This is a genomic window from Bacillus sp. ISO11, from assembly GCF_003458115.1.
In the GTDB taxonomy this organism is placed as follows: Bacteria; Bacillota; Bacilli; order Bacillales; family Bacillaceae_G; genus Bacillus_A; species Bacillus_A cereus.
Genome location: NZ_QXCO01000003.1, coordinates 254,256 through 276,725, shown reverse-complemented (window position 1 = coordinate 276,725; position 22,470 = coordinate 254,256). Strand labels below are relative to the sequence as shown.

Below are 22,470 nucleotides of genomic sequence, written 5' to 3'. Positions count from 1 at the left end.
ATAGCTATTCAGTTATATTTTTAGCTTGGTACTAAGTGGTACAGAATATCAGTGGTACTAAATAGATAGAGGTAAATAAATTATCTCCGCAAAACATTTTTATAGGGAGGAAAAAAGTATGAGTAATGCAGCGATTTCTATAAAAGGCTTGAAAAAATCCTTTAAAGACAAGGAAGTTTTAAAAGGGATAGATTTTGAGGTGCAGCGTGGAGAAATTTTCGCGCTGCTAGGCTCAAATGGAGCGGGAAAGACGACAACGGTCAACATCCTTTCGACGCTAATGAAGCAAGATGGCGGTGAAGTAAGTATTTGCGGATTTGATGTACAGCGTCAACCAAATCATGTTCGTCAAAGTATCAGTTTGACAGGGCAGTTCGCAGCTTTAGACGGTATGCTGACTGGGAGGGAAAACTTGATAATGATTGCTAGGCTACGTGGTGTTTCCAATCCCGCTCAAGTTGCTGACAATCTACTTGCAAGATTTAGCCTGACTGATGCGGCAAACCAAAGGGCAGATCAGTATTCAGGTGGGATGAAGCGCCGGCTTGATATCGCGATGAGTTTGATTGGGGCGCCAGCAGTTATTTTTCTTGACGAACCAACGACTGGACTCGATCCTGAAGCGCGGATTGAAGTGTGGGATACAGTCAAGGAACTTGCTGATAGTGGTACAACTATTTTGCTTACGACTCAGTACTTGGAGGAAGCAGAACAACTGGCAGACCGTATCGCTATTTTGCATGGCGGAAAAATTATTACGACAGGTACTCTTGCTGAACTAAAAGAGATGTTCCCGCCAGCAAAAGTGGAGTATATCGAGAAGCAACCGACATTGGAAGAAATATTCCTTGCGATCATTGGCAAAAAGGAGGAGGTGTAAATGAAAAGTAAAACAGGTGTATTACTAGATCGTTTAATGCGTAACATTATGCGCAGTCCGGATACAATTATTACAGTAGCGATTACACCGATTATGATGATGCTATTATTTGTCTACGTGTTTGGCGGCGCAATAAAAACTGGAACGGAAAACTACGTTAATTATTTATTGCCGGGAATTTTGCTAATGGCTATCGCATCCGGTGTAGCTTACACTTCCGTGCGACTCTTTACGGATGTAAAGAGTGGGCTGATGGCACGTTTCATTACGATGCCTATTAAGCGCTCATCGATATTGTGGGCTCACGTTCTAACCTCTCTGGTTGCTAATGTACTTACTATCGTGGTGGTTATTCTTGTTGCACTCTTAATGGGTTTCCGTTCCAGTGCTAATATTCTAGATTGGCTCGCGGTAGCTGGGATACTTGGGATGTTTACGCTGGCGCTAACATGGCTAGCTATCATTCCAGGATTGAAAGCGAGGTCTATGGAAGGGGCGACTGCTTACTCGTACCCGCTAGTTTTTCTTCCATTTATTAGTTCGGCCTTTGTGCCTACCGAAACGATGCCAAAAATTGTTCGTGCGTTTGCAGAGAATCAGCCTGTAACTTCAATCGTGAATGCGATTCGTGCTCTTTTATATGAAGGAACTGTTGGAAACGATATTTGGATTGCGCTCGCTTGGTGCGTAGGTATAATGGTCATCTCTTACTTTTTCGCCAGTAAAGCATTTAAACGTCAGTTAGGGTAAGAAACGAGATAAACGAAACCTTCAGGAATAATATATATTTAGAAAAGCACGGGAGATTTTCCGTGCTTTTATTATTTATCATGCTCTCATTGTAGTAAATGAAATGGTATTTAAAAATAGAATAATTGTCCAGTGATAAAGCTTAATATTTGAGGCTCACTGCTTATGGAATGTATAAGCACACTCGTTTTTGTAAATCTGCTAATACTTCATCGGGTATTTCTTTGATTTTAATATCCTTCCCTAGAAAAAGCAGCCAGTTTATTATTTCCGTCACTTCATCGGGATTGTTAACATTAATAAAAGTTTTTAAAATGGCTGTGGATTGGTAAGGATTAGTATAAGATATTGAAATTTTTAAAGGATGGTATTTTTTGAACTGGGCAATTGCTGTCGGACCAAGTTCAAGTACAAGGTTAATTGCTTCAGCCTTCTTACTTAGTTTTTCTAAAATCTTTTTCTTATTGAGCCTTTTATTCGTCGTGTATGGTTCGATATTGATGAGATCATCGACAGGAAACATTAACTTCTTTTCTTCTTTTAAGTCAAATCCTTCAATAATCCAATGGCTTTTTTCTTGATAAAGGTGTAATAGATAAATTGGATAAGACTTAATTTCTTCATCTTTTTTAATGGTAATCAATAAATGGTTATCCAAAAGAAGGATTTGAATGAGTTTTTCTAACATAGGATGGGGGAGATCAGAAAGCTCAAGTAGATCGGGATTATAAGGATTAGTTCCTTGGAACAGCAAGAGTTGATTTAAAAGAACAAGGTCATCCTGCTGGGTTTCTGAGATGAGTCCTAGTAGTTTTTCGGCTAAAGATTGACGACTCTTTAGGTAGGGAAGTTGTTGATTCCTCGTAGCCATAAAGGCAATAAAAAGAGCTTTCACTTCATTATCAGTAAAGCGAACAACGGGCAGGATAGAATTATGCATAACAAAATATCCACCCGTTCTCCCAACTTCAGCGACAAGTGGCATTCCCATAGCTTCAATTTCTCTAATGTCTCTAATAGCTGTCGATCGTGATATGTTAAATTCTCGTATGATTTCAGAAATTGTAAAGTGAGAGCGGTTGTTAATATATCGCATAATTGTATTAATCCGTTCAACTTTTTTCATTTTGGTCTCCTAAACAGTATCATTTTTTGACATGGTTTAAAGATATTATAAACGTATCAGATGAAAAGATAAATCGTTTGATTAATAAAAAAAGAGGCAGGTTTTGTATATGAAAAATTATACTATAGAAGAAAAAGATAGCTTTATTGTGTTAGGTATTGGAACTGAAATTAAGAGTGAGTACACAGACTTTGCTGGAATAAATAAAGAAAAGGAAGACTTTTGGTCGGCTGTTAAAGAAGATGGAAGGCTGGACACTTTAAAAGCTTTAGCGACAAATGAATACATTTTTTCTGTGAGCGAAGCGGTGAATAACAAAATGATGTATTATGCGGGTGTCATGACAGAAGCACAAATAGAAGAAGAATCTAGAGTGATTCAGTTTCCGAGGGGAGAATACTTAGTAGTAAAAGGGGAAGACAAAACAGCTGAAGAGTTAAGTAATAAGTTGACTGGCATCGCCTTCGGTCAAGCTTTACCAGATGCAAATGAGTTTGCTTATGTTGGTGGACCAAATACAACGGTTGAGATGGGGAAAAGAAACGGCTTAGTGTTTGGTGAAATGTGGATTCCAGTTGTTAGGAAGTAAAGTGATAAAAGGTACGAATATGGGGAGTAGAGGCTAACAATCTTGGATTGTTGGCCTTTTTAACATGAATATAATATTCATGTGCTGCTACACAGTATGTTCTGATAAAATCGAATGAAAGGGAATTACTGTAAGGTGGTGGTGGGGTGAATAAAAAAAGGCTATTTGAGCTATTCATAGTAACGTTTGTTTTTCTATTCCTTCATGTAAGTACATTTACAAATGAGAAGTTTAACGATAAATTGGGTGCTTTTACTTACATTGTTTTATTTCTTATGCTTACTATCAATGCTATATTTATAGAAAGGTATTTTGGTGATATACAAAAGTGGATTCGAAATATTACATGTTGCTTTGCTTTATTCGTAGTGGTTTTAGTAGCTCTATGGATAGGTTATTTTTAGTCCTTACTTAAGAGAATGAGAAATATGTGATTACACTACATTCGATCCGATAATATTACTTAGCTGCATCGGTTTATATTAATTTTTTCTCTCCCCAATCATGATAAAATGTATAATAGGAAATTTTATGTAACATAAAGGGGGAAGGTTTATGGTCAGCTTGAGTACCTTGATAGCTTTTGCAATTGTTTCGCTTAGCATGGTTTGTTCACTTGGGCCTAATATGATTTATCTCATTTCCCGTTCCATTACGCAGGGACGTATGGCGGGATTTATTTCTTTATTGGGCATCATGCTCGGATTTGTAATCTATATAATCGCAACTATGTTTGGACTTACAGTTCTATTCCTTGCGGTTCCCGCTGTATATGAGGCAGTAAAGTGGGCAGGTGCTGCTTACTTACTCTGGCTAGCTTGGAATTCGATTAAACCGGGTGCTATATCTATTATGGAACCTCGTACGATTTCTAATGAACCACCACGGAAATTATTTTTAATGGGACTCATGACTAATCTTCTGAATCCAAAGATTGCTATTTTGTATGTATCACTTTTACCTCAATTTGAAGATCCAGAGAAGGGATCGTTGCTTTTTCAAGGTGCAGTTTTGGGCCTTACGCAAATCACTGTTAGCTTTATAGTTAACCTTCTAATTGTATGTACAGCAAGTAAAATTGCGAAATGGTTTGGCACACGTCCAACGTGGCTGCGAGTGCAGCGTTGGCTTATGGCAAGCGTATTGACAGGTCTTGCAGTACGTTTAGCTTTTGAACGTCGACAGTAAGAGTATATAAAAAAATTAAAAATGCTTTTTAATGAAGAAAATAAATTTTATAGTGATGGTACAACAAGTACAGAAGCGAATCCTACCCACGTATATGGAGAAAAAGGAACATATAATGTGGAACTAACAGTGGAAGATAGTAGAGGAAAAGAAAAGAAAGTAAAAAACAAACAAAAGTTACTGTAAAACAAGAACTGCAAACAGGTGGATCCCTCGAAGAGGAGAAGGACTTCCAATACGCTTGTAAAAGGGAATCTGATTACTCCTGATCAGACAGATGTTTAAACGTTTGATGTTATAGTTCTGAAAGAAGTAGTTATTTCTGTGATAAATGAACAAAATATTGGGATGACATGGGTACTTTATCATGAATCAGACATGTAAAATTACGTAGCTTGTGGTAAAGATGAAGGAAATACTATAAAGGGAAAACTCGTAGCGAAACAAGGAAAATATTATTTGAATGTGTATAAATCCAATGATAAGAATGGTGAATATTCATAAAGTATACTTAATATCAGTAATTCATATAATTAGGAGTGGTTTCTATATTTAGAGAAAATACAAAAAGGATACTTCTGTCATTAGTAACAAATCCAATACTAATAATTGTATACGGGATTTTTTGTTATGAGTTGGCCTTATACTGTCAGTACGGAAGAATGAATTATAATATTTACATTTTGTTATTATGTATAGTACTTTTTATATCCATAACTACATTTACTACAATGCGGGTGATAAAAAATAGAGAATATGAATCTAAAAAATTAACAAATTCAATAGCATGGAGATCCATTTCTATTATCATTATTGTTGCAATTACATCATTTTATGGGATGCAGATTTATAAAAGTGCAATAAATTACAATGGCAAATTGGCATGGTTTATAGAAAAGTTAAAACATGAAAGGTCAGTTAAACTTAAACATAATAATATATATAAATCTGGAGTAGAAGGTATTTTTGAAGATATCAATAAAAAATATCCTTTGCCAAAGAAATTGTATATGGCAACTGATTTTGATCTTACATTTCATTCAGATGGAACAATCACAGCGTTTGATACATTTGTTTATGGGAAAAATGTTGATGGGAAAGAAGAAACTTATTTAATCTCTTATAATAAGAAGAAATCAGAAGATATTACTATAATACGAGATGGATATGCAAAGCCTGATTATAATGATGATAAATTAGTAGAACCTTTAATTAAAACGGTTAAGGCGATCCCAGTTAAGCAAACGGTCAAAAAATGGAATGAAAGTAAGTATGGGTTGATTTATTATGGAAAAAGAAATTGGGGATCCAATACAGAGGGAATTATTAATATTACTGAGGATGGTAAGAGGCAGAGTGTTAAAGAAGCAGCTTCTGATATCATTGGATATACTGTATCTATATTTGTCCCTGGAAAAGAGAAAGAGCTGGTCCCTGCTAGATATAATTTAATAAGTGACGCAAGTTGGAGTAAATCAAAGACGCCTCCAAAAGAAGATATGCTTAAAGAGAAGGAACAACAAGATTTAAAGAATGAAAAAGAACAGTTTTTCCTATCGAAAGAAGTTGGTTATAAACTAAATATGACAGATAAAGCATTAGGGAGCGCCTTTTATTCATTAAGCAAGACTAGTGATGAAGGGAAAACATGGGAGGTTATCAATCCAGACCCATTTAATGGGGGGATTGGTAGTGTATCAGGAATCATTTTTATAAATGATAAACTTGGGTTTTTAGGAGCAATTAGGCCTTCTGGTAATGAAGGAGAGTTATATCGCACAGATGATGGGGGAGTATCTTTCAAAAAGGTAGAATATCCGCCGCATGAAGTGAAATTAGATCATACACAGTCCACAATAAGTCCTTTTGATTCTCCTAGTATGCCATATGAGAAAGATGGGGTTTTTAATATGTTAGTTGGACAAGGGGCAGATGGAGACTACAATGGCGATAGTAGTGCACTTTATCAATCAAAAGATAACGGAGAGACATGGGAATTTGTAGAAGAAGTGAAAAAGAAATAATCAGAATGTTTTTTTTAAAATAAGGTAACTACTCAGCTATACATTTCATGACGGACAGGAAGAATTTAAGAGTGAAATAATTAAAGTTCTTTCTCATGCTGGAGGTTGGTTAATATGGTCTACTATTCTTGCATCTTCCATCATGTATACTGTTACTTTATATAAGAATCATCCAGATATCAGAAAAATTATACATGCTCGTTTTGAAGAAATAAAGCAACGAATAAAATATTAATGTAACTAATAAAAAACGTTATTCTTTCTAGTAATTTTGCTTATTTAGAAAGAATAACGTTTTTGTTTTTTAATACTCAAGTAATAGTTTACCTACAGTTCCTATCATATAATTTATTGAATTTTAATATACGTTATGTATAACAGATATTTACCTTATAAAATAAGGGGGGAATATTATGACTGAGACAAACGAATCTTTAGGAGTTAATTTGAAAAAAGATGTGAAGTTTTCTATTATAATTCCTGCGCATAATGAAGAAAAGTACATTAGAAAATGTTTAGATTCAATTGCAAAGGCATCAGAGGCATATAAAGAGCAAACGGAAGTTATAGTTGTTTTAAATCGTTGTACAGATAAAACAGAGGAAATAGCAAAATCTTATAATTGTATTACATTGAAAAATAACGATAAAAACTTATCTAAAATTCGAAATGCAGGGGCTAAAATAGCCAGTGGAGAAATAATCGTTACTATAGACGCTGATACGATAATGACAGAGTCTATGTTGTTTAATGTAGATAAATATTTAGCTTCAGGTAAATACATTGGTGGTGGGGTGAATGGGAAGTTTGAAAGAATATCTTTAGGAATATTTCTCTCCGCAATGTTAATCATAATCCCTTTACTTTTTAAGTACGGAGCTATATCTGTAGGGATTTTTTGGTGCTATAGAAAAGACTTTATGGCAATCAATGGATTTAATGAAAACATGCTTATGGCAGAAGATGCAGATTTCGCAAAACGTTTAAAAGAGTGGGGAAAGAAAAATAATAAGAAATTCGGTACTATTAAAAATGGAATGATAACTTCATGCAGAAGATTTGATACATATGGAGACTGGACTTTATTTAAAAATCCAAAAGTAATTTTAGCTTATCTAAAAGGAAATGATAGAAAATACGCAGATAAGACATATTATGATAACCAAGAAAGATAAAAGTGGAGAAAAGCGGCAGAGGATAGCTAGTACTTTTTTTAGATATGATGAGAATCCAACTTAATTTAATAGATACTATAAGAAAAACATCAATTTGATTACCCTTTTTCAAATTGATGGTTTTTATTTTTGAAATAAATATGTATTTTTTTATAAAAATATTTTTTGACCCCCATAAAACTTTGTACTCCTCCGAATATGTATAGTGGAAAAAATAAATAGAAGAAAAATGACTATGAAAGAATATAGAAGTATTAATAAAATTACTAGATTAAGTGGGCATCCAAAGTAAAAGGATTAAATTACCAATTATATAGAGGAGAGTTATTCAAGGATTGCAGATAAAATAGAAAAAGAATAAGCAAAACGAACGGTAGAAAATAAGAAAGTAGATAAAAATACAAACTTAACTGTAGTGCCGAGAGAAAAGAAAAAATCATTAAGAAAACGTTAGACTCTAAAAATATAACTAACAGCAAGAAAACAAGACCGAAGAAAAGTACCAAGAAAATCTGGTTAAATGGTCACTTGTGTAGTGGCCATTTTACTATTTGAAGGAGGCTGGGAGATTACAAGTGTTGAGTTTAGTAATGAAGATCTTAAGAAAACCGAAAATAGAAGATATCGTATGTAACATACAAAATAATGAAGAAGATAAAGAAGCGTTTATCGTACAGTATCAACCTTTTATTAGAAAATCAATCTCATCTGTCTGCCGCCGATATATTACAGAACAGGATGATGAATATAGCATTGGATTGTTTGCGTTTAACGAAGCAATTGAAAAGTATTCCTATACAAAAGGAAAATCCTTTTTAGCGTTTGCTGATCTTCTTATAAAAAGAGATGTAATTGACTATATACGTAAGGAGTCTAAACATAACTTTGTCTTTTTAAAAGAAGATGAGCAAGAGGAAATGTTAGAAATGCAAGTGTCGCTTACGGAGTATATGAAAGAGATGGAAAATAGTAACCGTAAGGAGGAAATTCTTCATTTTCAAAGTGTGCTAGCTGAGTTTAAAATCACATTCTCAGAGCTTGCTAAAGAATCTCCTAAGCATCGTGATACGCGTGAGCAATTAATAGAAATTGTGAAAATTATTATAAAAGAAGAGGAAATGATGGAAGAGCTGTTCCGAAAGAAAAAGTTACCGCTTAAACAGATTGAACCGCGTGTTAGGGTAAGTCGTAAAACGTTGGAACGACATAGAAAATACATTATTGCAATGTGTATTATTTTTGCAAACAACTATACATATATTCTGGATTACATAAGAGGGGAAAAGCATGATGACTAAAGGAATTGTGATGGATATAAAAAAGCATAGCGTAGTTGTTTTAACACCAAATGGAGAGTTTATTACGTGTAAAAGAAAAGGGGATTCTTGCATAATCGGGGAGGAAATCTCGTTTGATGAGCAAGAACAAAAAGCATCGCATTTTTCGATTCCTTTCTTTTTAAAGCCTGCATCAATACTTGTTGCTTGTTTTCTATTTGCAGTTTTGTTTTTCTACAACCAACCAGAAGAAAAAGTATTTGCTTACGTCTCAGTTGATATAAATCCAAGTTTAGAGGTGAGCGTAACGAAGGATTTTCGTGTTATAGATTTGCAGGCTTGTAATGATGATGGAAGGCGTATTTTAAAAGAATTGAAGCAATGGGAAAATAAACAATTACAAGAAGTAATACGTACTATTATAAATCAAAGTCAAGAGGATAAGTATTTAACGAATGATAAGCAAGTTATGCTAACAGCTGTTGCAAAGGACAAGGCACTAGAACCACTTTTGGAAAAGGCAATGAAAGAATTAAAGAAAGAATATGAGCTAAAACATATTACAGTTGAATATCAAAGTAGCACAATGCAAATACGAGAGAATGCTAGAAAAGCTGGAATTGGCACAGGTGTCTATATAAAGCAAGAGAATGAGAAGAACAAATCACTTACGCCTCCTGTCACCCCGTCTAATCCGGTGAAAAACGAAGAAGAGGTGCAATCACAGCCGGAGTCATCTCCTGATGCAACACTCGATTTGTCTCCTGTAAAAGAGAAAAAATATGAAAAGCAAGAGCAGAAAGAACAAAAGAAAACAGAGGAACAGCCATCGAAGCAAATAAAAGAAAACAATGGAAGAGGATCTCAGCAAGAAAATAGAGGGAATCAACAGGAGAATAACAGTAGAGAAGCTCAACAAGGAAATAATGGGAATCAGCAAGGGAATAACGGAAGAGGATCTCAACAAGGGAATAATGGAAATGGGCAAGGGAACAACGGAAGAGGATCTCAACAAGGGAATAATGGAAATGGGCAAGGGAACAACGGAAGAGGATCCCAGAAAGAAAATGATGGAAACGAGCAAGGGAACAACGGAAGAGGATCTCAACAGGGAAATAACGAAAACGAGCAAGGGAACAATGGAAGAGGGTCTCAACAAGGGAATAATGGAAATGGGCAAGGGAACAATGGAAGAAATCCTCAACAAGGAAATAATGGGAATCAGCAAGGGAACAATGGAAGAGGATCCCAGAAAGAAAATGACGGAAACGAGCAAGGGAACAATGGTAGGGGGTCTCAACAAGAAAATAGAGGCCACCAGCAAGGGAATGAAAAGAAGAATCAATAGAATATGGAAGTGAGAGATTCATTTCAAAGCTAAAAGGATTTATTCCGCTATTTGCTGGGCAGCCCGATTGGTGAGGGCTGATGATTAGTGGGGGGTGAACAAAACCCCCACTGATTAAAGTTGCACTTTAATATTCTATAGTTCTATTAAGAAGGAGTATGTGAAAAATATAATGGAGAAAAACATTCAACAAGATAAAGAAAAACCTGTTTTTTATGATCCGAAAGGAAGGAGAAACATAGCCTTTATTTGGTTTCTATGTATCTCAATAGTTAGTGTAAGTGTTGTATTTTATTTTTTCTTTCAAAGTATTTTTTCAACACCAGAAATTCCAAATATGAATACCGCTGTACAACAAGATACTAAACTTGTACCAATTAATCAAAAACTTAGTGATCAGCAGTTAAAGAAGGAAGAATTTAACCCAAATACCGAAACGAAGGATAATAAAAATTTGGTGAATCCGCCGAAGGATAGTAAACATCCTAAAGAAGTGTATGGTTTTTATGTAAACTGGGATGAAAATAGTACCGCTTCTTTAAAAGAAAATATCGATTCATTAACTACGTTAGTACCAGAGTGGTATCATTTAAAAGCAGATTTAACGATTAGAAGTGAGATAAAACCTGAGATTGTAAAACTAGCAAAAAAAAATCATGTGAAGATTATGCCGTTACTTACTAACTATACAGAAAAAGCTTCTGGCCCTGATAGTGAGCTTATCCATAAGTTACTGAATTCGCCGAATGATGTGAAGACGAAATTTATTAATAATTTAGTAAGCGAAGTTAAAAAGAGTCAGTTTTCAGGTATTAATATTGACTTTGAGTCCGTACCTGAAAGTGATAAAGAAAACTTAACAAATTTTATGAAAGAACTTACTAAGGAATTTCATGAACATGATTTGCTCGTTACACAAGATGTTCCAGCTAATGATAAGGCTTTTGATTATAGTGCGTTAGCAAAAATAATAGATCGAATGATTGTAATGATGTACGATGAGCACTATGGAGCCGGGGAACCAGGACCAATTGCTTCAAATAAATGGTTCCAACATACATTGAAAGAACTGAATATTCCGTCTAATAAACTTATAGTTGCTTTCGGTAACTATGGATATGATTGGGAAGTAAATAGTAAAGAAGCTGCAAAGTCTATGACTTTCTCAGAAGTTATGGCAATGGCTCATGATTCAAATATAAAAATTCAATGGGATAAGATGAGTGGAAATCCGTATTTTAGATATAAAACAGGAGAGAAAGAACATACTGCTTGGTTCTTAGACGGTGTTACTCTTTATAATCAAGTGAAAATCGCAATGGACAATCATGCAAAGGGGTTTGCGCTATGGAGATTAGGAGCAGAAGATCCTACAATATGGAAAGTTTTAAAAAATCCTATTGAGGTACAAAAAAATCCTAATGTATTACATAAAATCAGTAGTTTAGATGAAGTGAATTATTCTGGACAAGGTGAAATTTTACAGATTGAGAATGAAAGAAAAAATGGATTGAGAGATTTTAAAGTAGGCAAAGATGAGTATATTACAGATGAAGTATATAGATCCTTACCATCTGCATATGAAGTGCAACGATATGGAAAACCAAATGGGAAACAAGTAGTATTAACATTTGATGATGGACCAGACCCGAAATATACGCCAGAAATATTAGATATATTAAAAGAGAATCAAATAAAAGCTGCTTTTTTTGTACTTGGTGAAAACGCGCAACTAAATACTAGTATTGTAAAAAGAATATACGATGAAGGGCATGAAATTGGCAATCATACTTTCAAGCATCCTAACATAGCAGATACGTCTTTACTACGAACGAAAGTAGAACTTAATACGACGCAACGTTTAATTCAGGAAGTAACTGGACATTCTACGGTTTTATTTAGACCACCATATGAAGCGGATGCTAACCCAGATTCATCAAATGAAATATTGCCTATTTTACGTGCACAAAATATGAACTATACAATGGTAGCGGAAAAAGTTGATCCCGAAGACTGGGCAACACCATCAACAAATGAATTAGTAAAGCGTGCTCTTAATCCCATTTATAAGGGAGAGGGAAATATTATTCTTCTCCATGATGCGGGAGGGAACCGTACACATACAGTAGAGGCGCTCCCAATCATTATTAAAGACCTAAAAAAGCATGGATATAGTTTTGTAACAATTTCAGATTTAATGAATAAAGAACGAGATGAAATTATGCCTCCTGTTTCTTCTGAGGGGAAGCAATATTTACTTTACAATAAAGCTGTCTTTTCAGGGGCAGGATACTTTAAGCATATATTAACAACTATTTTTTATATTGCTATTGGATTAGGGATTTTTCGATTTTTATTCTTAATTTATTTTGCATGGAAGCAGAAAAGAAAAACGTTATCTCGCTATATTAATTCGTCCTATCAACCTTTTGTTAGTGTTGTCATAGCAGCATATAATGAAGAAAAGGTGATAGTCAAGACAATTCACTCAATTTTGGATAGTAATTATAGAGAATTTGAAGTTATTGTTGTGGATGACGGATCGACAGATGGTACGTCAAAAGTAATGAAAGAAACATTTTATAAACACCCTAAAGTTCGTCTCATTCAGAAAGAAAACGGCGGGAAATCATCGGCAATGAACCTAGGGTTTCAACAATCGCGAGGAGAAATCATTGTCACTTTAGATGCGGATACTATTATTGCGCAAGACGCCATTTCTCTAATGGTTAGACACTTTGAAGATCAGAATGTAGCTGCAGTTTCAGGTAATGTCAAAGTGGGGAATAGACGGAATTTGTTAACTACTTGGCAACATGTTGAGTACATTACAGGGTTTAATTTAGAACGTAGAGCTTTTGATGAGTTAAATTGTATTACAGTAGTTCCAGGAGCTATTGGGGCGTGGCGCAAAAAGAATGTAGTTGAATCTGGATATTTAAGCGAAGATACGTTAGCAGAAGATACGGATCTTACTATTACATTTTTACGTCAAGGGCATAGAATTGTATATGAAGAAAAAGCGCATGCTTTTACGGAATCACCTGAAGATGTGAAAAGTCTCATTAAACAGCGGTATCGTTGGTCATATGGTACACTTCAATGTCTTTGGAAACATCGAAAAGCGTTATGTAATCCAAAGCATAAAACATTAGGATTTATTGCACTGCCTAATATGTGGTTATTCCAATATGTGCTGCAATTCATTGCTCCTTTTGCAGATATATTAATGATTATAGGACTATTTAGTAGTAATCCGCTAAAAGTTTTAGGATTTTATCTTGTTTTCTTTTTAATGGATCTTCTCGCTTCTCTATTCGCATTTAAATTAGAGGAAGAGAACCCAAAACCATTGGCATGGTTAATTTTACAACGCTTTATTTATCGTCAATTTATGACTTATGTTGTCATTAAATCTATATTCTCATCAATTCGAGGAGTAGCGGTAGGGTGGAATAAATTAAAGAGACTGGGGAGTGTTAAACATTCCACGGAACATAAGGAGGCATCATAAAAGGGCAGACTATCTGCTCTTTTTTTCATTGGTTTTAGTTAGTTGAATGTAGAGGTGTAGTATAAAAACTGCTGCTTCTATAATGAGATTCCTATTCATCATTAATGGTGAGACATTATGTTAAGCTAATCCTTTAGTTTCGGATTAAAGTTTTTTTATATTTTTTTAAAATGACGGACACAAAAACGCATATACCTTCGAATTATATATATGGATAACATAAATATGTATATAAAAGGGGAGAAATAAGATGAAAGAAAAAAAAGAAATGTTTCAAGAAATCGCTGAGGTGTTAAAGGTATTGGCGCATCCAGTTCGTCTATCTTTAGTAAAAATAATGCTTGCAAAAGGTCCTACTAATGTAACAACAATGTATGGGGATTTACAAATGCCTCAAAGTACAATTAGTCAACATTTATCTAAACTAAAAGCTGCTAAAATGGTTACAGGTACTCGGAAAGGATTAGAAATTTATTATGAGGTAACTGACAATCGCACAAAATCAATATTAGCATGTTTAGTTTAAATGATGATTTCTATTTCAAAATAAAAAGCGCTATTCTTTTCTATGATTTTACAGAGAGAATAGCGTTTTTATTTTTAAGGAGTATCTTTTTATATGCCTATAGAATGGAGTGAAAGGTTTATGGGTTTAAATGTACCTACTATTACCTTAGGTTCTAATGCGTCTAATAATGAAAAAATTCTCGGTTTAGGGGTGCTTCTTTATAGCTTACGTACAATTGAGATTAGAAAAAGTAGAGCGAGCGTTTAATGAGGCGGAAGTAGTGTTTATATGCGAAACTTTATAGAAATCTCATTTTTCTAATTGTATCTTTTTAGATTGATGGATGTGGGGTCACGTCCATCAATCTAAGAAAACAAGTTAGCTAAAAAATGATGAAAATAAACTTTATAGAAATAAAAAATATGAACGTAGAGGATGAAACAAAGTATATAGTGCTTTTTTAGTCATGTAATCTTTTAATCTGATGATCTTTTCCCCATTCAAACAGATTATCCATTATTTGCATTAAAGATTTTCCGTATTCACTTAGTGTGTACTCAACCTTTGGTGGAACTTCTTGATATACGGTACGATAGATAATCCCATCAGCTTCAAGTTGCCGAAGTTGTTGTGTAAGAACCTTTTGTGTAATGTTTGGGATTTCTCGTTTAATTTCATTTGTTCGCATTTTTCCATCTGACAAAATACATAAAATATGAACTTTCCATTTTCCACCGATTACATCGAGTGTTGTTGCAATTGGGCAATTATCATTTTGATTCATATAACACCTCCACAGGTACTTTAAGGTTCCTATAGCACTTTAAAGTACGTACTTTTCAATTATATGTGACTCATTCATACTAATACGTAAAGGGTTGAATAATTTATAAAGGGGATGAAAAAAGATGAAAACACTTGTAATTGTAGCACATCCTGATATTGAAAAATCAAAAATTAATAAAAGATGGATTGAAGAACTTGAGAAATATTCGGATGAAATTACGGTGCATGAATTGTATAAAGTGGCACCGAATTGGGAGTTTAATATTGAAGAAGAGCAAAAGTTATTAGTAGAACATGACAGATATATATTTCAATTTCCGCTTTACTGGTACAGCTCACCACCATTATTAAAAAAATGGTTCGATGATGTATTAACATATGGATTTGCGTACGGATCTAAAGGAGATAAAGTGAAGGGGAAAGAATTTGGTGTAGCTATTTCTATAGGTGGATTAGAAAAAGACTATGAAAATAGTGGGATTACAATGGATGAGTTGACGAAACCATTCCAAGCTACATGCTTATACACAGGTATGGAATTTATACCTTCCTTTTATTTATATGGTGCAGAATATAAACTAGGTGATGAAGAGATTGATAAAAGTGCACCTGAGTATGTGCAATATGTGATGAACAAGAAGTATTCTAATATATAATGGGAAATATCCATTTACTTGTAAAGTAAATGGATATTTTATATTCTTCTTATATTCACTAAGTGTAATCTTTAGTAAATTAATAGTTAATCTGGTAAAATAAAAAACCTAACATATATAAAGGGGAGTTTTACTTGAGAACGATGCGACAATTATTACAAAAGAGAGCAATTCAATCACCAAATTTGGAAGCGCTTGTAGGGGGGACGAAAAGATATTCGTTTCAGCAATATAATGAACGAGTAAATCAGTTTGCACATTATTTGTTACATAATGGTGTGCAAAGAGGAGATCGTATAGGAATACTATGCAAAAATAATCACCCATTTCCAAGCGTTATGATGGCAAGTTTAAAAATTGGAGCGGTATTTATTCCGCTAAATCATCAGCTGACTGTTTATGAATTAGAAACGATTGTAAAAGAAGCGAAATTAAAAGTGTTAGTTATTGATGAAGAATTTAATGAAGTGTTATTAAAGGTTGATGCTGTTAAAGAAATTCCTTATGTAATTCAAACAACAAAAGAAGACTTTGGTTCATTTGAATTAGAGTTGCAAAAACAGCCAACGACAGAACCGAACGTAGAAGTTCATGAAGAAGACGATGCCATTTACTTGTTTACATCAGGAACGACTGGACAGGCAAAAGCATGTGTAATTGGACATAAAAACTTACATCATTATTTTGCTGAAATTGCGGGACAAAGAGAAATCCCAGCAGGTGAACGCTTTTTATCTGTGCATCCATTGTTTCATATGAGTGGCGTGCTTTCTATTTTAAATTGTATTTATCATGGCGTTACGATGATCTTCTTAGCTAATTCGAATCCTGCTCTTATTTGGGATAAGATTGAGGAAGAGAAAATTACTACGATGCTTGCTTTCCCAGCCGTTTATAGTTACATGCTTGATGAACTAAATAAAAAAGAACGTAACATTTCAACCTTTAAAGTAGCACAAAGCGGTGGTACAAAAGTGCCAGAAACACTCATTCAAAAATATATGGAAAAAGGCATATATATGGTGCAAGGCTATGGTAGTACAGAAGGTTGGGTTGTAACCTCATGGCATCCAATGATGGGAAAAGAAAAGATGTCTTCTGTAGGAAAGACCTTGAAAAATGTAGAGGTGAAAATTATTCATCCGGAAACAGGACATGAACTAACAACAAATGAAGTTGGAGAGATTCATGTGAAAAGTCCATACATGTTTAAAGGATATTGGAATAATGAAAAGGCGACAAAGAAGGTAGTAAAAGATAACTGGTTTAACATGGGTGATGCTGGCATGATAGATGATGATGGATTCCTGCATATTATGGGAAGATATAAAGACGTTATTATACGCGGTGGTGACAACGTATATCCAGATCAAGTAGAAGATGTTATTCATGAAATACATGGTGTTTTAGAAGTTGCAGTAGTTGGAGTTCCAGATGACTTTTGGGGAGAGGTTCCGACAGCGTACATTGTAAAAGACATGCAAACGTTTTTAACGGAAGAAGAAATTATACAGTATTGTAAAGAAAAACTAGCAAGCTATAAAATACCCAAAGTTGTATTTATGAACAAATTACCGAAAAATGCTTTAGGGAAAGTATTGAAAAGGGAATTAAGAGAAAATATACTTGTAAAATAAAAACGATTAAATGATGAGGAATCCAGTTATGTACAAAGCATAACTGGATTTTTTGTTTATGGTTCTGTTAGTAGACATCATAAAGATTTTAAAAATTTTGTGTTTTTGGTGTAATATTGAAAATAAAGGGATCTAACTAATTTCAGTACAAGGGGGAGAAAAGATGGCTATAAAATTAGAAACTGAGCATTTATGTATAGAACCTTTTACCAATGATGATGTTTTTAGAATTAAAGAATTGGCTAATGACAAGGAATTAGCTAATATTCTTGGGCTTCCGCATCCATATAAATTGGAGTTCGCGCAAGATTGGGTTGATATGCAACCAGAACTTATTAGGAAAGGAATTGAATATCCTTTAGGAATTGTCTCTAAAGAATCAAGAGAAATTGTAGGTACAATTACACTAAGAATTGACAAGGGTAACAATAGAGGTGAACTTGGTTATTGGATTGGTAAGAATTATTGGGGAAAGGGTTTTGCAACTGAGGCTGTAAACAGAATGATTCAATTTGGCTTTATCGAATTAGGTCTAAACAAAATTTGGGCATCTGCCATTTCCAGAAATAGATCGTCGATTAAAGTATTAGAGAAGTCGGGTTTACGTAAAGAAGGCACATTGAGACAAAATAGACTTTTATTAAATACATATGAAGATGTTGATGTTTATGGAATATTAAAGACAGAATACAACGTTTTAAATTACAGATAAGTTTGGTAGTGTGATGACAAAAGGAAACCCTTTAGAACAGGGTTTCCTTTTTGTATTTCTCAAAAATTAATATTGTAGTTTAACAGGCCCTTGTTTATCAAAAACATAATAATTTACTAGATTTTGTATTTTGTGTAAGATAATAAAGAATATTCAAATATTAATCAAGGGAAGAGATGTAAATGAAGCTGCCGCTATTACAAATAGAGACAGAGAGACTTATGATCCGTCCGTTTCAAAAAGATGATTATGAAAGTTGGTTAGATGGATTTAATAAGAGGTTACCATCTCAGTATAAATATGACGATGGTTATCAAGTTATGGCATCATCAACAAAAGAATGGTTCACGGAATGGATAAGAGGCTTTGATGAAGCAGCACATCGAGATGAGATGTACGTATTAGGTATTTTTCGTAAAGAAGACGGAGCTAATATTGGTAAGTTAGAGCTTATAAAAATTTTACGTATGGACTATCAGTGGGCAATGATGGGCTACTCTATTCATAATCAATATTGGAAAAATGGATATGGGATAGAAAGTGTAAAAGCCGCGTTACCGTTATTTTTTAATCGTCTTCATTTTCATAGAATCGAGTTACATATACATGTTGATAATGAACCATCCGTTCGTCTTGCGGAAAGAGCAGGTTTTTCTTTTGAATGCAAGAGAGAGGCGTTTTCATTAGAGAATGGTAAGTGGATGGATTTTCTTATTTATTTTAAAAATAAGGAGATGAATATATGAGAGTGCTAATTACAGGTGGAAATCGCGGATTAGGGTTACAGTTAGTAAAAGTGTTTCATGAAAATGGACATATCGTTTATCCGTTAGTTAGAACTGAGGTTGCGTTAACACAATTGAAGAAAATGTTTAGTTGCAGATGTTTTCCTATATTAGCAGACTTATCAGTTGATGAGAGTACGGAGCAAATGAAAAACCAGCTTGAGGAATATGCAGAGTATATAGATCTAGTTATCAATAACGCAGGAATTACTGGAAAGGAGACTGAGGCTTTACATACAAATTCAGAAGAGTTAACGGACTTATTTAATATTCATTGCTTAGGTGTAATTCGAGCTGTAAAAGGTACATATATGGCTTTAGCTAAATCGGATCATCCGAGAATCATAAATGTGTCCTCTCGGTTAGGTTCATTGCATAAAATGGCGAACAAAGAGTTTCCACAAGGTCAGTTTTCATATTCATATCGAATTGCTAAAGCTGCACAAAATATGTTAACGCTCTGTTTACAACAAGAGTTTGAGGATAAAGGAATTCATGTAACTGCTATTCACCCAGGAAAATTAAAGACTGACACTGGTGCTTTTGATGCGAATATGACTCCGGCTGAAGGAGCAAAAAATATATATGATTGGGTAATAGATTCAAACGAGCATGTTTCAGGGAAGTTTATTGAGCCAGGTGTAGGTGAAATAAAGTGGTGATATACGATCTTGCAATCATTCAGAATTTGTTTGGCCCTTCTAAAAAAGTCTTAAATGGCTTACCAAATGCAGTAACGATTGAAGAAATCGAAGAAGACGTTTTGTATAACGTACAAACATATAAAGAAAAGATAAGTAGATTTGAAGAGGTTTGTTTTAATTGGGAGTTAAAAAGAGCGAGTATTGTATTAAACAAAAGGTTTAGTAGTCATAACTCAAGCGCAAAAGTGTTACTTGATGCCGGTTTTTCTTTGTATGCCGCAAAGATAGAAGTATGTAGAGAATTGAACAATGTAGAAGAGCTTGAAAGACAATATACATATTGATCAATAGCAGAAGGAACGTTATCGGAAAAAGATTTTAAATATATTTGGGAACAATGTATGTCGGGTTCAGGGAATCAAACTTCAATTTTAACTATCGATGAACATTTTTATTCTGTACAAACAGAGTTAGGTAAGGGTTGGGAAAAGTCATGTATTGTTTTTTATGATAAAAATGAGCCGATTGGTATGTCCATACCGCATATAGAAACTGGAACAGAAAGTGAAGGACGATTATTTTATTTTGGGGTAATGCCTTATTATCGTGGGAAAGGAATTGCTTCCCGGCTGCATCTTCAATCTTTACATATGTTAAAGGAAATAGAGGCTACTTATTACATCGGAAGCACACATACTTCAAATGAAAAGATGCAGAGAATATTTTGGAGAAATAATTGTTCGTTGAAAACGGAGGTAGAGCTTTATTATAAAATTTTTAAAGAAGGTTAGGGAAAAAGAAAATGAAGACTATAAACGTATTTCATTACGACGCATTTACGAATAAACCAAATAAGGGAAATCCAGCAGGTATTGTATTAGAAGCAGATGGATTAACGGAAGAGGAAATGCAAATTATTGCTGAAAAAGTTGGATATAACGAAACAACTTTTGTTCTTTCCTCAGAAGTAGGAGATATAAGAATGCGCTATTTTACACCTGGTTTTGAAATGGAGTTATGTGGTCATGGGACAGTAGGGACGATATATGCCTTGCGCGAAAAAGGTTTATTAGAAGAGAAAAGTAACCTTATGATTGAAACGAAGGCTGGGATTTTACCGATACAAATAGGTGTAAATGAAAATGGAGAAACCTTTATTAAAATGAGACAGGCAGCACCTCAGTTTAAAGAATTTACAGGTTCAGCAGAAGAATTAGCTCATAGTATCGGTTTAGAAGTAAATGATTTAGATGTAAGTTTACCGATTGTATATGGAAGTACTGGTAATTGGACTGTAATTGTACCGATTAAAAATCTTAATGCATGTGAGAGAATGAAACCTAATAATGCTGCATTTCCATCAGTATTAAAAGAAATACCTAATGCTTCTATTCACCCAATTTGTCTAGAAACTTATGATGAAATAGCACAAATGCACGGCCGTCATTTTTCATCAGCTTACGCTGGGACGATTGAAGATCCAGTGACAGGAACAGCTTCAGGTGTAATGGGAGCGTATTATGCGGAGTATTTAGAGAAAGGTTTTGAACATGAATTGAGTTTAATCGTTGAGCAAGGACAGGAAATAAATAAAGATGGTCGTGTAACTGTTTATGTAACGAAAGGGATAGAAAACGAAAAGTTACAAATAGATATTGCTGGAACAGCGGTGTATGTGAAAGAGTTTGAAGTTTCAATATAAAGTGAAACTTTAATCAGTGGGGTCTTACTGCCCGGTGAATAGCGGGATAAAAAGAAAGCCCGGAATACATCCGGACTTTCATTATCTGTTCAATACTTCAATGTACGAAGCATTTCCAGTTGTTCTTAAAGCGGAGCGGAAATTATTATTTTCTAACGCCTTAGCAACTTGTTGTAACTGCTGTGCATCATCATGATGAATAAGTAAGCTGTCAGCACCGCTTTCCTCTATATGAATGTGTTCGACATTTCCGATTGCATCATGTACAGCTTTTAAAAATTCAGGTTTCATATTGTCCTCCTATATGTATGTAACGTTGTAATTTAGTATTTCCTTATTTATGAAATATAAAAGTAAATGAAAGGAGAAATAAAAATGAATATAAAGCAGTTTAATGAACATATAACATCACTATTTGGAGAGCATCTTCATAAATATGGCGATGATGAATATGGTTTTACTTATATAAGTAAAGATGAATTTCACAAAATCGGTTACACAACAAATTTAACGTTAGAAACTATTGAAGAAGCGTATCGAAATGGAGTCGATATGATAGTTACACATCATGCGCCGTGGAGTTTTTTATTTGGTATGGAAGAGGCTTGTATTGAGAAATTGAAGCAATATGAAATGAATCATTTTTGGATTCATTTGCCGTTAGATTTTGTAAAGTTTGGCACGTGTACATCGTTATTTAACGCAATTGGGATAGATACAATACTGGAATATTCAACCTATGAGGAAGAAGAACTACCGGGAATAGGAGAATATAAAGAAGCGATTCCTTTTTCAAACTTAGTTGGAAAACTTGAAGAAAAAATGGAAGAGAAAGTGAAGAGCTGGAGAAATCACGATAAACCAGTAAAACGGATTGCGATCTTAACCGGTGCAGGAAACAATACAAATTTGATTGAACGTGCATTAGAAAAAGGATGTGACACGTACATAACAGGTGAAAAAACATTATATACAGTGCAACATGCGAAATTTAAAGGAATTAATTTAATTGTAGGCAGTCATACGTTTACAGAAGTGTTTGGTGTAGAAAGTTTGGTTCTTAAGTTAAAAGAAAGAGATAATTCAATAGAAATTACTAGATTAAATGAAGATCATTTGGAGTGAAGAAATCACATCGCATTACCATAAATGGAATGAACTTTATGATG

22 protein-coding genes and 3 pseudogenes are annotated in these 22,470 nt (G+C 34.2%); 22 read left to right on the top strand and 3 right to left on the bottom strand.

The features are described 5' to 3' along the window. Positions 1-118: 118 nt before the first annotated feature. Positions 119-880: an ABC transporter ATP-binding protein gene (locus tag D1166_RS05130; protein ID WP_097855759.1), complete on the top strand. Its 762-nt coding sequence runs from the start codon at positions 119-121 to the stop codon at positions 878-880. After that, positions 881-1,630: an ABC transporter permease gene (locus D1166_RS05125; protein WP_000837792.1), complete on the top strand. Its 750-nt coding sequence runs from the start codon at positions 881-883 to the stop codon at positions 1,628-1,630. A gap of 163 nt (positions 1,631-1,793) precedes the next feature. Here D1166_RS05125 and D1166_RS05120 read toward each other — a convergent pair whose 3' ends face one another. Then, a complete protein-coding gene (locus D1166_RS05120; protein ID WP_000755062.1) occupies positions 1,794-2,756 on the bottom strand; it encodes a helix-turn-helix transcriptional regulator in 963 nt (320 codons plus the stop codon). A gap of 109 nt (positions 2,757-2,865) precedes the next feature. Between D1166_RS05120 and D1166_RS05115 the strand changes: the two genes are divergently transcribed. The 12 genes and pseudogenes from D1166_RS05115 to D1166_RS31165 all read left to right on the top strand — a co-directional run bounded on the left by D1166_RS05115 (position 2,866) and on the right by D1166_RS31165 (position 14,646). Beyond that, positions 2,866-3,345 (top strand): GyrI-like domain-containing protein, encoded by a 480-nt coding sequence (locus tag D1166_RS05115; RefSeq protein WP_000801038.1) that lies wholly within the window; start codon positions 2,866-2,868, stop codon positions 3,343-3,345. Positions 3,346-3,491: 146 nt separating this feature from the next. After that, on the top strand, positions 3,492-3,749 hold the full coding sequence (locus tag D1166_RS05110; protein WP_001036206.1) for a DUF3963 domain-containing protein: 258 nt from the start codon (positions 3,492-3,494) through the stop codon (positions 3,747-3,749). 151 nt (positions 3,750-3,900) lie between these two features. Beyond that, positions 3,901-4,533 carry a LysE family translocator gene (locus D1166_RS05105; RefSeq protein ID WP_000254102.1) on the top strand — a complete coding sequence of 211 codons (633 nt, stop codon included), beginning with the start codon at positions 3,901-3,903 and terminating at the stop codon, positions 4,531-4,533. A gap of 48 nt (positions 4,534-4,581) precedes the next feature. Further along, positions 4,582-5,037, top strand: a pseudogene (locus D1166_RS32115) (PKD domain-containing protein); the annotation flags it as partial. 35 nt (positions 5,038-5,072) lie between these two features. Next, the gene (locus tag D1166_RS05095) at positions 5,073-6,557 is read left to right on the top strand and encodes a WD40/YVTN/BNR-like repeat-containing protein (RefSeq protein ID WP_080008944.1); all 1,485 of its coding nucleotides are present in this window, start codon (positions 5,073-5,075) and stop codon (positions 6,555-6,557) included. A gap of 40 nt (positions 6,558-6,597) precedes the next feature. Next, positions 6,598-6,792 (top strand): annotated as a pseudogene (locus tag D1166_RS05090) (hypothetical protein); the annotation flags it as partial. A 178-nt stretch (positions 6,793-6,970) separates the two neighbouring features. Further along, positions 6,971-7,732 carry a glycosyltransferase family 2 protein gene (locus tag D1166_RS05085; RefSeq protein ID WP_000140998.1) on the top strand — a complete coding sequence of 254 codons (762 nt, stop codon included), beginning with the start codon at positions 6,971-6,973 and terminating at the stop codon, positions 7,730-7,732. Between the two features lie 575 nt (positions 7,733-8,307). Next, a complete protein-coding gene (gene sigI / locus D1166_RS05080) occupies positions 8,308-9,030 on the top strand; it encodes an RNA polymerase sigma factor SigI (RefSeq protein ID WP_002098197.1) in 723 nt (240 codons plus the stop codon). Continuing rightward, positions 9,020-10,357 carry an anti-sigma factor domain-containing protein gene (locus tag D1166_RS05075; protein ID WP_033689235.1) on the top strand — a complete coding sequence of 446 codons (1,338 nt, stop codon included), beginning with the start codon at positions 9,020-9,022 and terminating at the stop codon, positions 10,355-10,357. The genes sigI and D1166_RS05075 overlap by 11 nt, the downstream gene beginning before the upstream one ends. 172 nt (positions 10,358-10,529) lie before the next feature. Next, on the top strand, positions 10,530-13,871 hold the full coding sequence (locus D1166_RS05070) for a trifunctional glycoside hydrolase family 18/polysaccharide deacetylase/glycosyltransferase family 2 protein (protein ID WP_000414274.1): 3,342 nt from the start codon (positions 10,530-10,532) through the stop codon (positions 13,869-13,871). A 250-nt stretch (positions 13,872-14,121) separates the two neighbouring features. Further along, the gene (locus D1166_RS05065; RefSeq protein ID WP_000660066.1) at positions 14,122-14,397 is read left to right on the top strand and encodes an ArsR/SmtB family transcription factor; all 276 of its coding nucleotides are present in this window, start codon (positions 14,122-14,124) and stop codon (positions 14,395-14,397) included. Between the two features lie 93 nt (positions 14,398-14,490). Continuing rightward, entirely contained in the window at positions 14,491-14,646 is a 156-nt protein-coding gene (locus D1166_RS31165; protein WP_001121202.1) for a hypothetical protein, read from the top strand. 193 nt (positions 14,647-14,839) lie between these two features. Here the strand turns inward: D1166_RS31165 and D1166_RS05060 are convergent, their stop codons facing one another. After that, on the bottom strand, positions 14,840-15,163 hold the full coding sequence (locus D1166_RS05060) for a winged helix-turn-helix transcriptional regulator (protein ID WP_001072981.1): 324 nt from the start codon (positions 15,161-15,163) through the stop codon (positions 14,840-14,842). Positions 15,164-15,287: 124 nt separating this feature from the next. Here D1166_RS05060 and D1166_RS05055 point away from each other — a divergent pair, with 124 nt between their 5' ends. From D1166_RS05055 to D1166_RS05025, 7 genes and pseudogenes are all read left to right on the top strand, one after another. Further along, positions 15,288-15,821 (top strand): NAD(P)H-dependent oxidoreductase, encoded by a 534-nt coding sequence (locus D1166_RS05055; RefSeq protein WP_000855230.1) that lies wholly within the window; start codon positions 15,288-15,290, stop codon positions 15,819-15,821. 143 nt (positions 15,822-15,964) lie between these two features. Continuing rightward, entirely contained in the window at positions 15,965-17,458 is a 1,494-nt protein-coding gene (locus D1166_RS05050) for a class I adenylate-forming enzyme family protein (RefSeq protein WP_080008964.1), read from the top strand. Positions 17,459-17,621: 163 nt separating this feature from the next. Continuing rightward, positions 17,622-18,170, top strand: coding sequence for a GNAT family N-acetyltransferase (locus D1166_RS05045; protein WP_000985518.1), 549 nt, complete (start codon positions 17,622-17,624; stop codon positions 18,168-18,170). 182 nt (positions 18,171-18,352) lie between these two features. Continuing rightward, positions 18,353-18,916 carry a GNAT family N-acetyltransferase gene (locus D1166_RS05040; protein ID WP_000775348.1) on the top strand — a complete coding sequence of 188 codons (564 nt, stop codon included), beginning with the start codon at positions 18,353-18,355 and terminating at the stop codon, positions 18,914-18,916. Continuing rightward, entirely contained in the window at positions 18,913-19,617 is a 705-nt protein-coding gene (locus tag D1166_RS05035) for an SDR family NAD(P)-dependent oxidoreductase (RefSeq protein WP_001264499.1), read from the top strand. The genes D1166_RS05040 and D1166_RS05035 overlap by 4 nt, the downstream gene beginning before the upstream one ends. Beyond that, positions 19,614-20,390, top strand: a pseudogene (locus tag D1166_RS05030) (GNAT family N-acetyltransferase). The gene D1166_RS05035 and the pseudogene D1166_RS05030 overlap by 4 nt, the downstream one beginning before the upstream one ends. Before the next feature lie 11 nt (positions 20,391-20,401). Next, on the top strand, positions 20,402-21,301 hold the full coding sequence (locus D1166_RS05025; protein WP_000849329.1) for a PhzF family phenazine biosynthesis isomerase: 900 nt from the start codon (positions 20,402-20,404) through the stop codon (positions 21,299-21,301). 81 nt (positions 21,302-21,382) lie between these two features. Here D1166_RS05025 and D1166_RS05020 read toward each other — a convergent pair whose 3' ends face one another. After that, positions 21,383-21,592 carry a hypothetical protein gene (locus D1166_RS05020; RefSeq protein ID WP_000801651.1) on the bottom strand — a complete coding sequence of 70 codons (210 nt, stop codon included), beginning with the start codon at positions 21,590-21,592 and terminating at the stop codon, positions 21,383-21,385. A gap of 84 nt (positions 21,593-21,676) precedes the next feature. Here D1166_RS05020 and D1166_RS05015 point away from each other — a divergent pair, with 84 nt between their 5' ends. Continuing rightward, positions 21,677-22,426, top strand: coding sequence for a Nif3-like dinuclear metal center hexameric protein (locus tag D1166_RS05015; RefSeq protein WP_001022446.1), 750 nt, complete (start codon positions 21,677-21,679; stop codon positions 22,424-22,426). Positions 22,427-22,470 lie beyond the last annotated feature (44 nt).

Coding starts and splice junctions, on each gene's coding strand:
- D1166_RS05085 (WP_000140998.1), top strand. CDS start 6,971: ATGACTGAGACAAACGAATCTTTAGGAGTTAATTTGAAAAAAGATGTG.
- D1166_RS05125 (WP_000837792.1), top strand. CDS start 881: ATGAAAAGTAAAACAGGTGTATTACTAGATCGTTTAATGCGTAACATT.
- D1166_RS05060 (WP_001072981.1), bottom strand. CDS start 15,163: ATGAATCAAAATGATAATTGCCCAATTGCAACAACACTCGATGTAATC.
- D1166_RS05065 (WP_000660066.1), top strand. CDS start 14,122: ATGAAAGAAAAAAAAGAAATGTTTCAAGAAATCGCTGAGGTGTTAAAG.
- D1166_RS05105 (WP_000254102.1), top strand. CDS start 3,901: ATGGTCAGCTTGAGTACCTTGATAGCTTTTGCAATTGTTTCGCTTAGC.
- D1166_RS05055 (WP_000855230.1), top strand. CDS start 15,288: ATGAAAACACTTGTAATTGTAGCACATCCTGATATTGAAAAATCAAAA.
- D1166_RS05115 (WP_000801038.1), top strand. CDS start 2,866: ATGAAAAATTATACTATAGAAGAAAAAGATAGCTTTATTGTGTTAGGT.
- D1166_RS31165 (WP_001121202.1), top strand. CDS start 14,491: ATGCCTATAGAATGGAGTGAAAGGTTTATGGGTTTAAATGTACCTACT.
- D1166_RS05040 (WP_000775348.1), top strand. CDS start 18,353: ATGAAGCTGCCGCTATTACAAATAGAGACAGAGAGACTTATGATCCGT.
- D1166_RS05020 (WP_000801651.1), bottom strand. CDS start 21,592: ATGAAACCTGAATTTTTAAAAGCTGTACATGATGCAATCGGAAATGTC.
- D1166_RS05075 (WP_033689235.1), top strand. CDS start 9,020: ATGATGACTAAAGGAATTGTGATGGATATAAAAAAGCATAGCGTAGTT.
- D1166_RS05025 (WP_000849329.1), top strand. CDS start 20,402: ATGAAGACTATAAACGTATTTCATTACGACGCATTTACGAATAAACCA.
- D1166_RS05015 (WP_001022446.1), top strand. CDS start 21,677: ATGAATATAAAGCAGTTTAATGAACATATAACATCACTATTTGGAGAG.
- D1166_RS05070 (WP_000414274.1), top strand. CDS start 10,530: ATGGAGAAAAACATTCAACAAGATAAAGAAAAACCTGTTTTTTATGAT.
- D1166_RS05120 (WP_000755062.1), bottom strand. CDS start 2,756: ATGAAAAAAGTTGAACGGATTAATACAATTATGCGATATATTAACAAC.
- D1166_RS05130 (WP_097855759.1), top strand. CDS start 119: ATGAGTAATGCAGCGATTTCTATAAAAGGCTTGAAAAAATCCTTTAAA.
- D1166_RS05045 (WP_000985518.1), top strand. CDS start 17,622: ATGGCTATAAAATTAGAAACTGAGCATTTATGTATAGAACCTTTTACC.
- D1166_RS05050 (WP_080008964.1), top strand. CDS start 15,965: ATGCGACAATTATTACAAAAGAGAGCAATTCAATCACCAAATTTGGAA.
- D1166_RS05035 (WP_001264499.1), top strand. CDS start 18,913: ATGAGAGTGCTAATTACAGGTGGAAATCGCGGATTAGGGTTACAGTTA.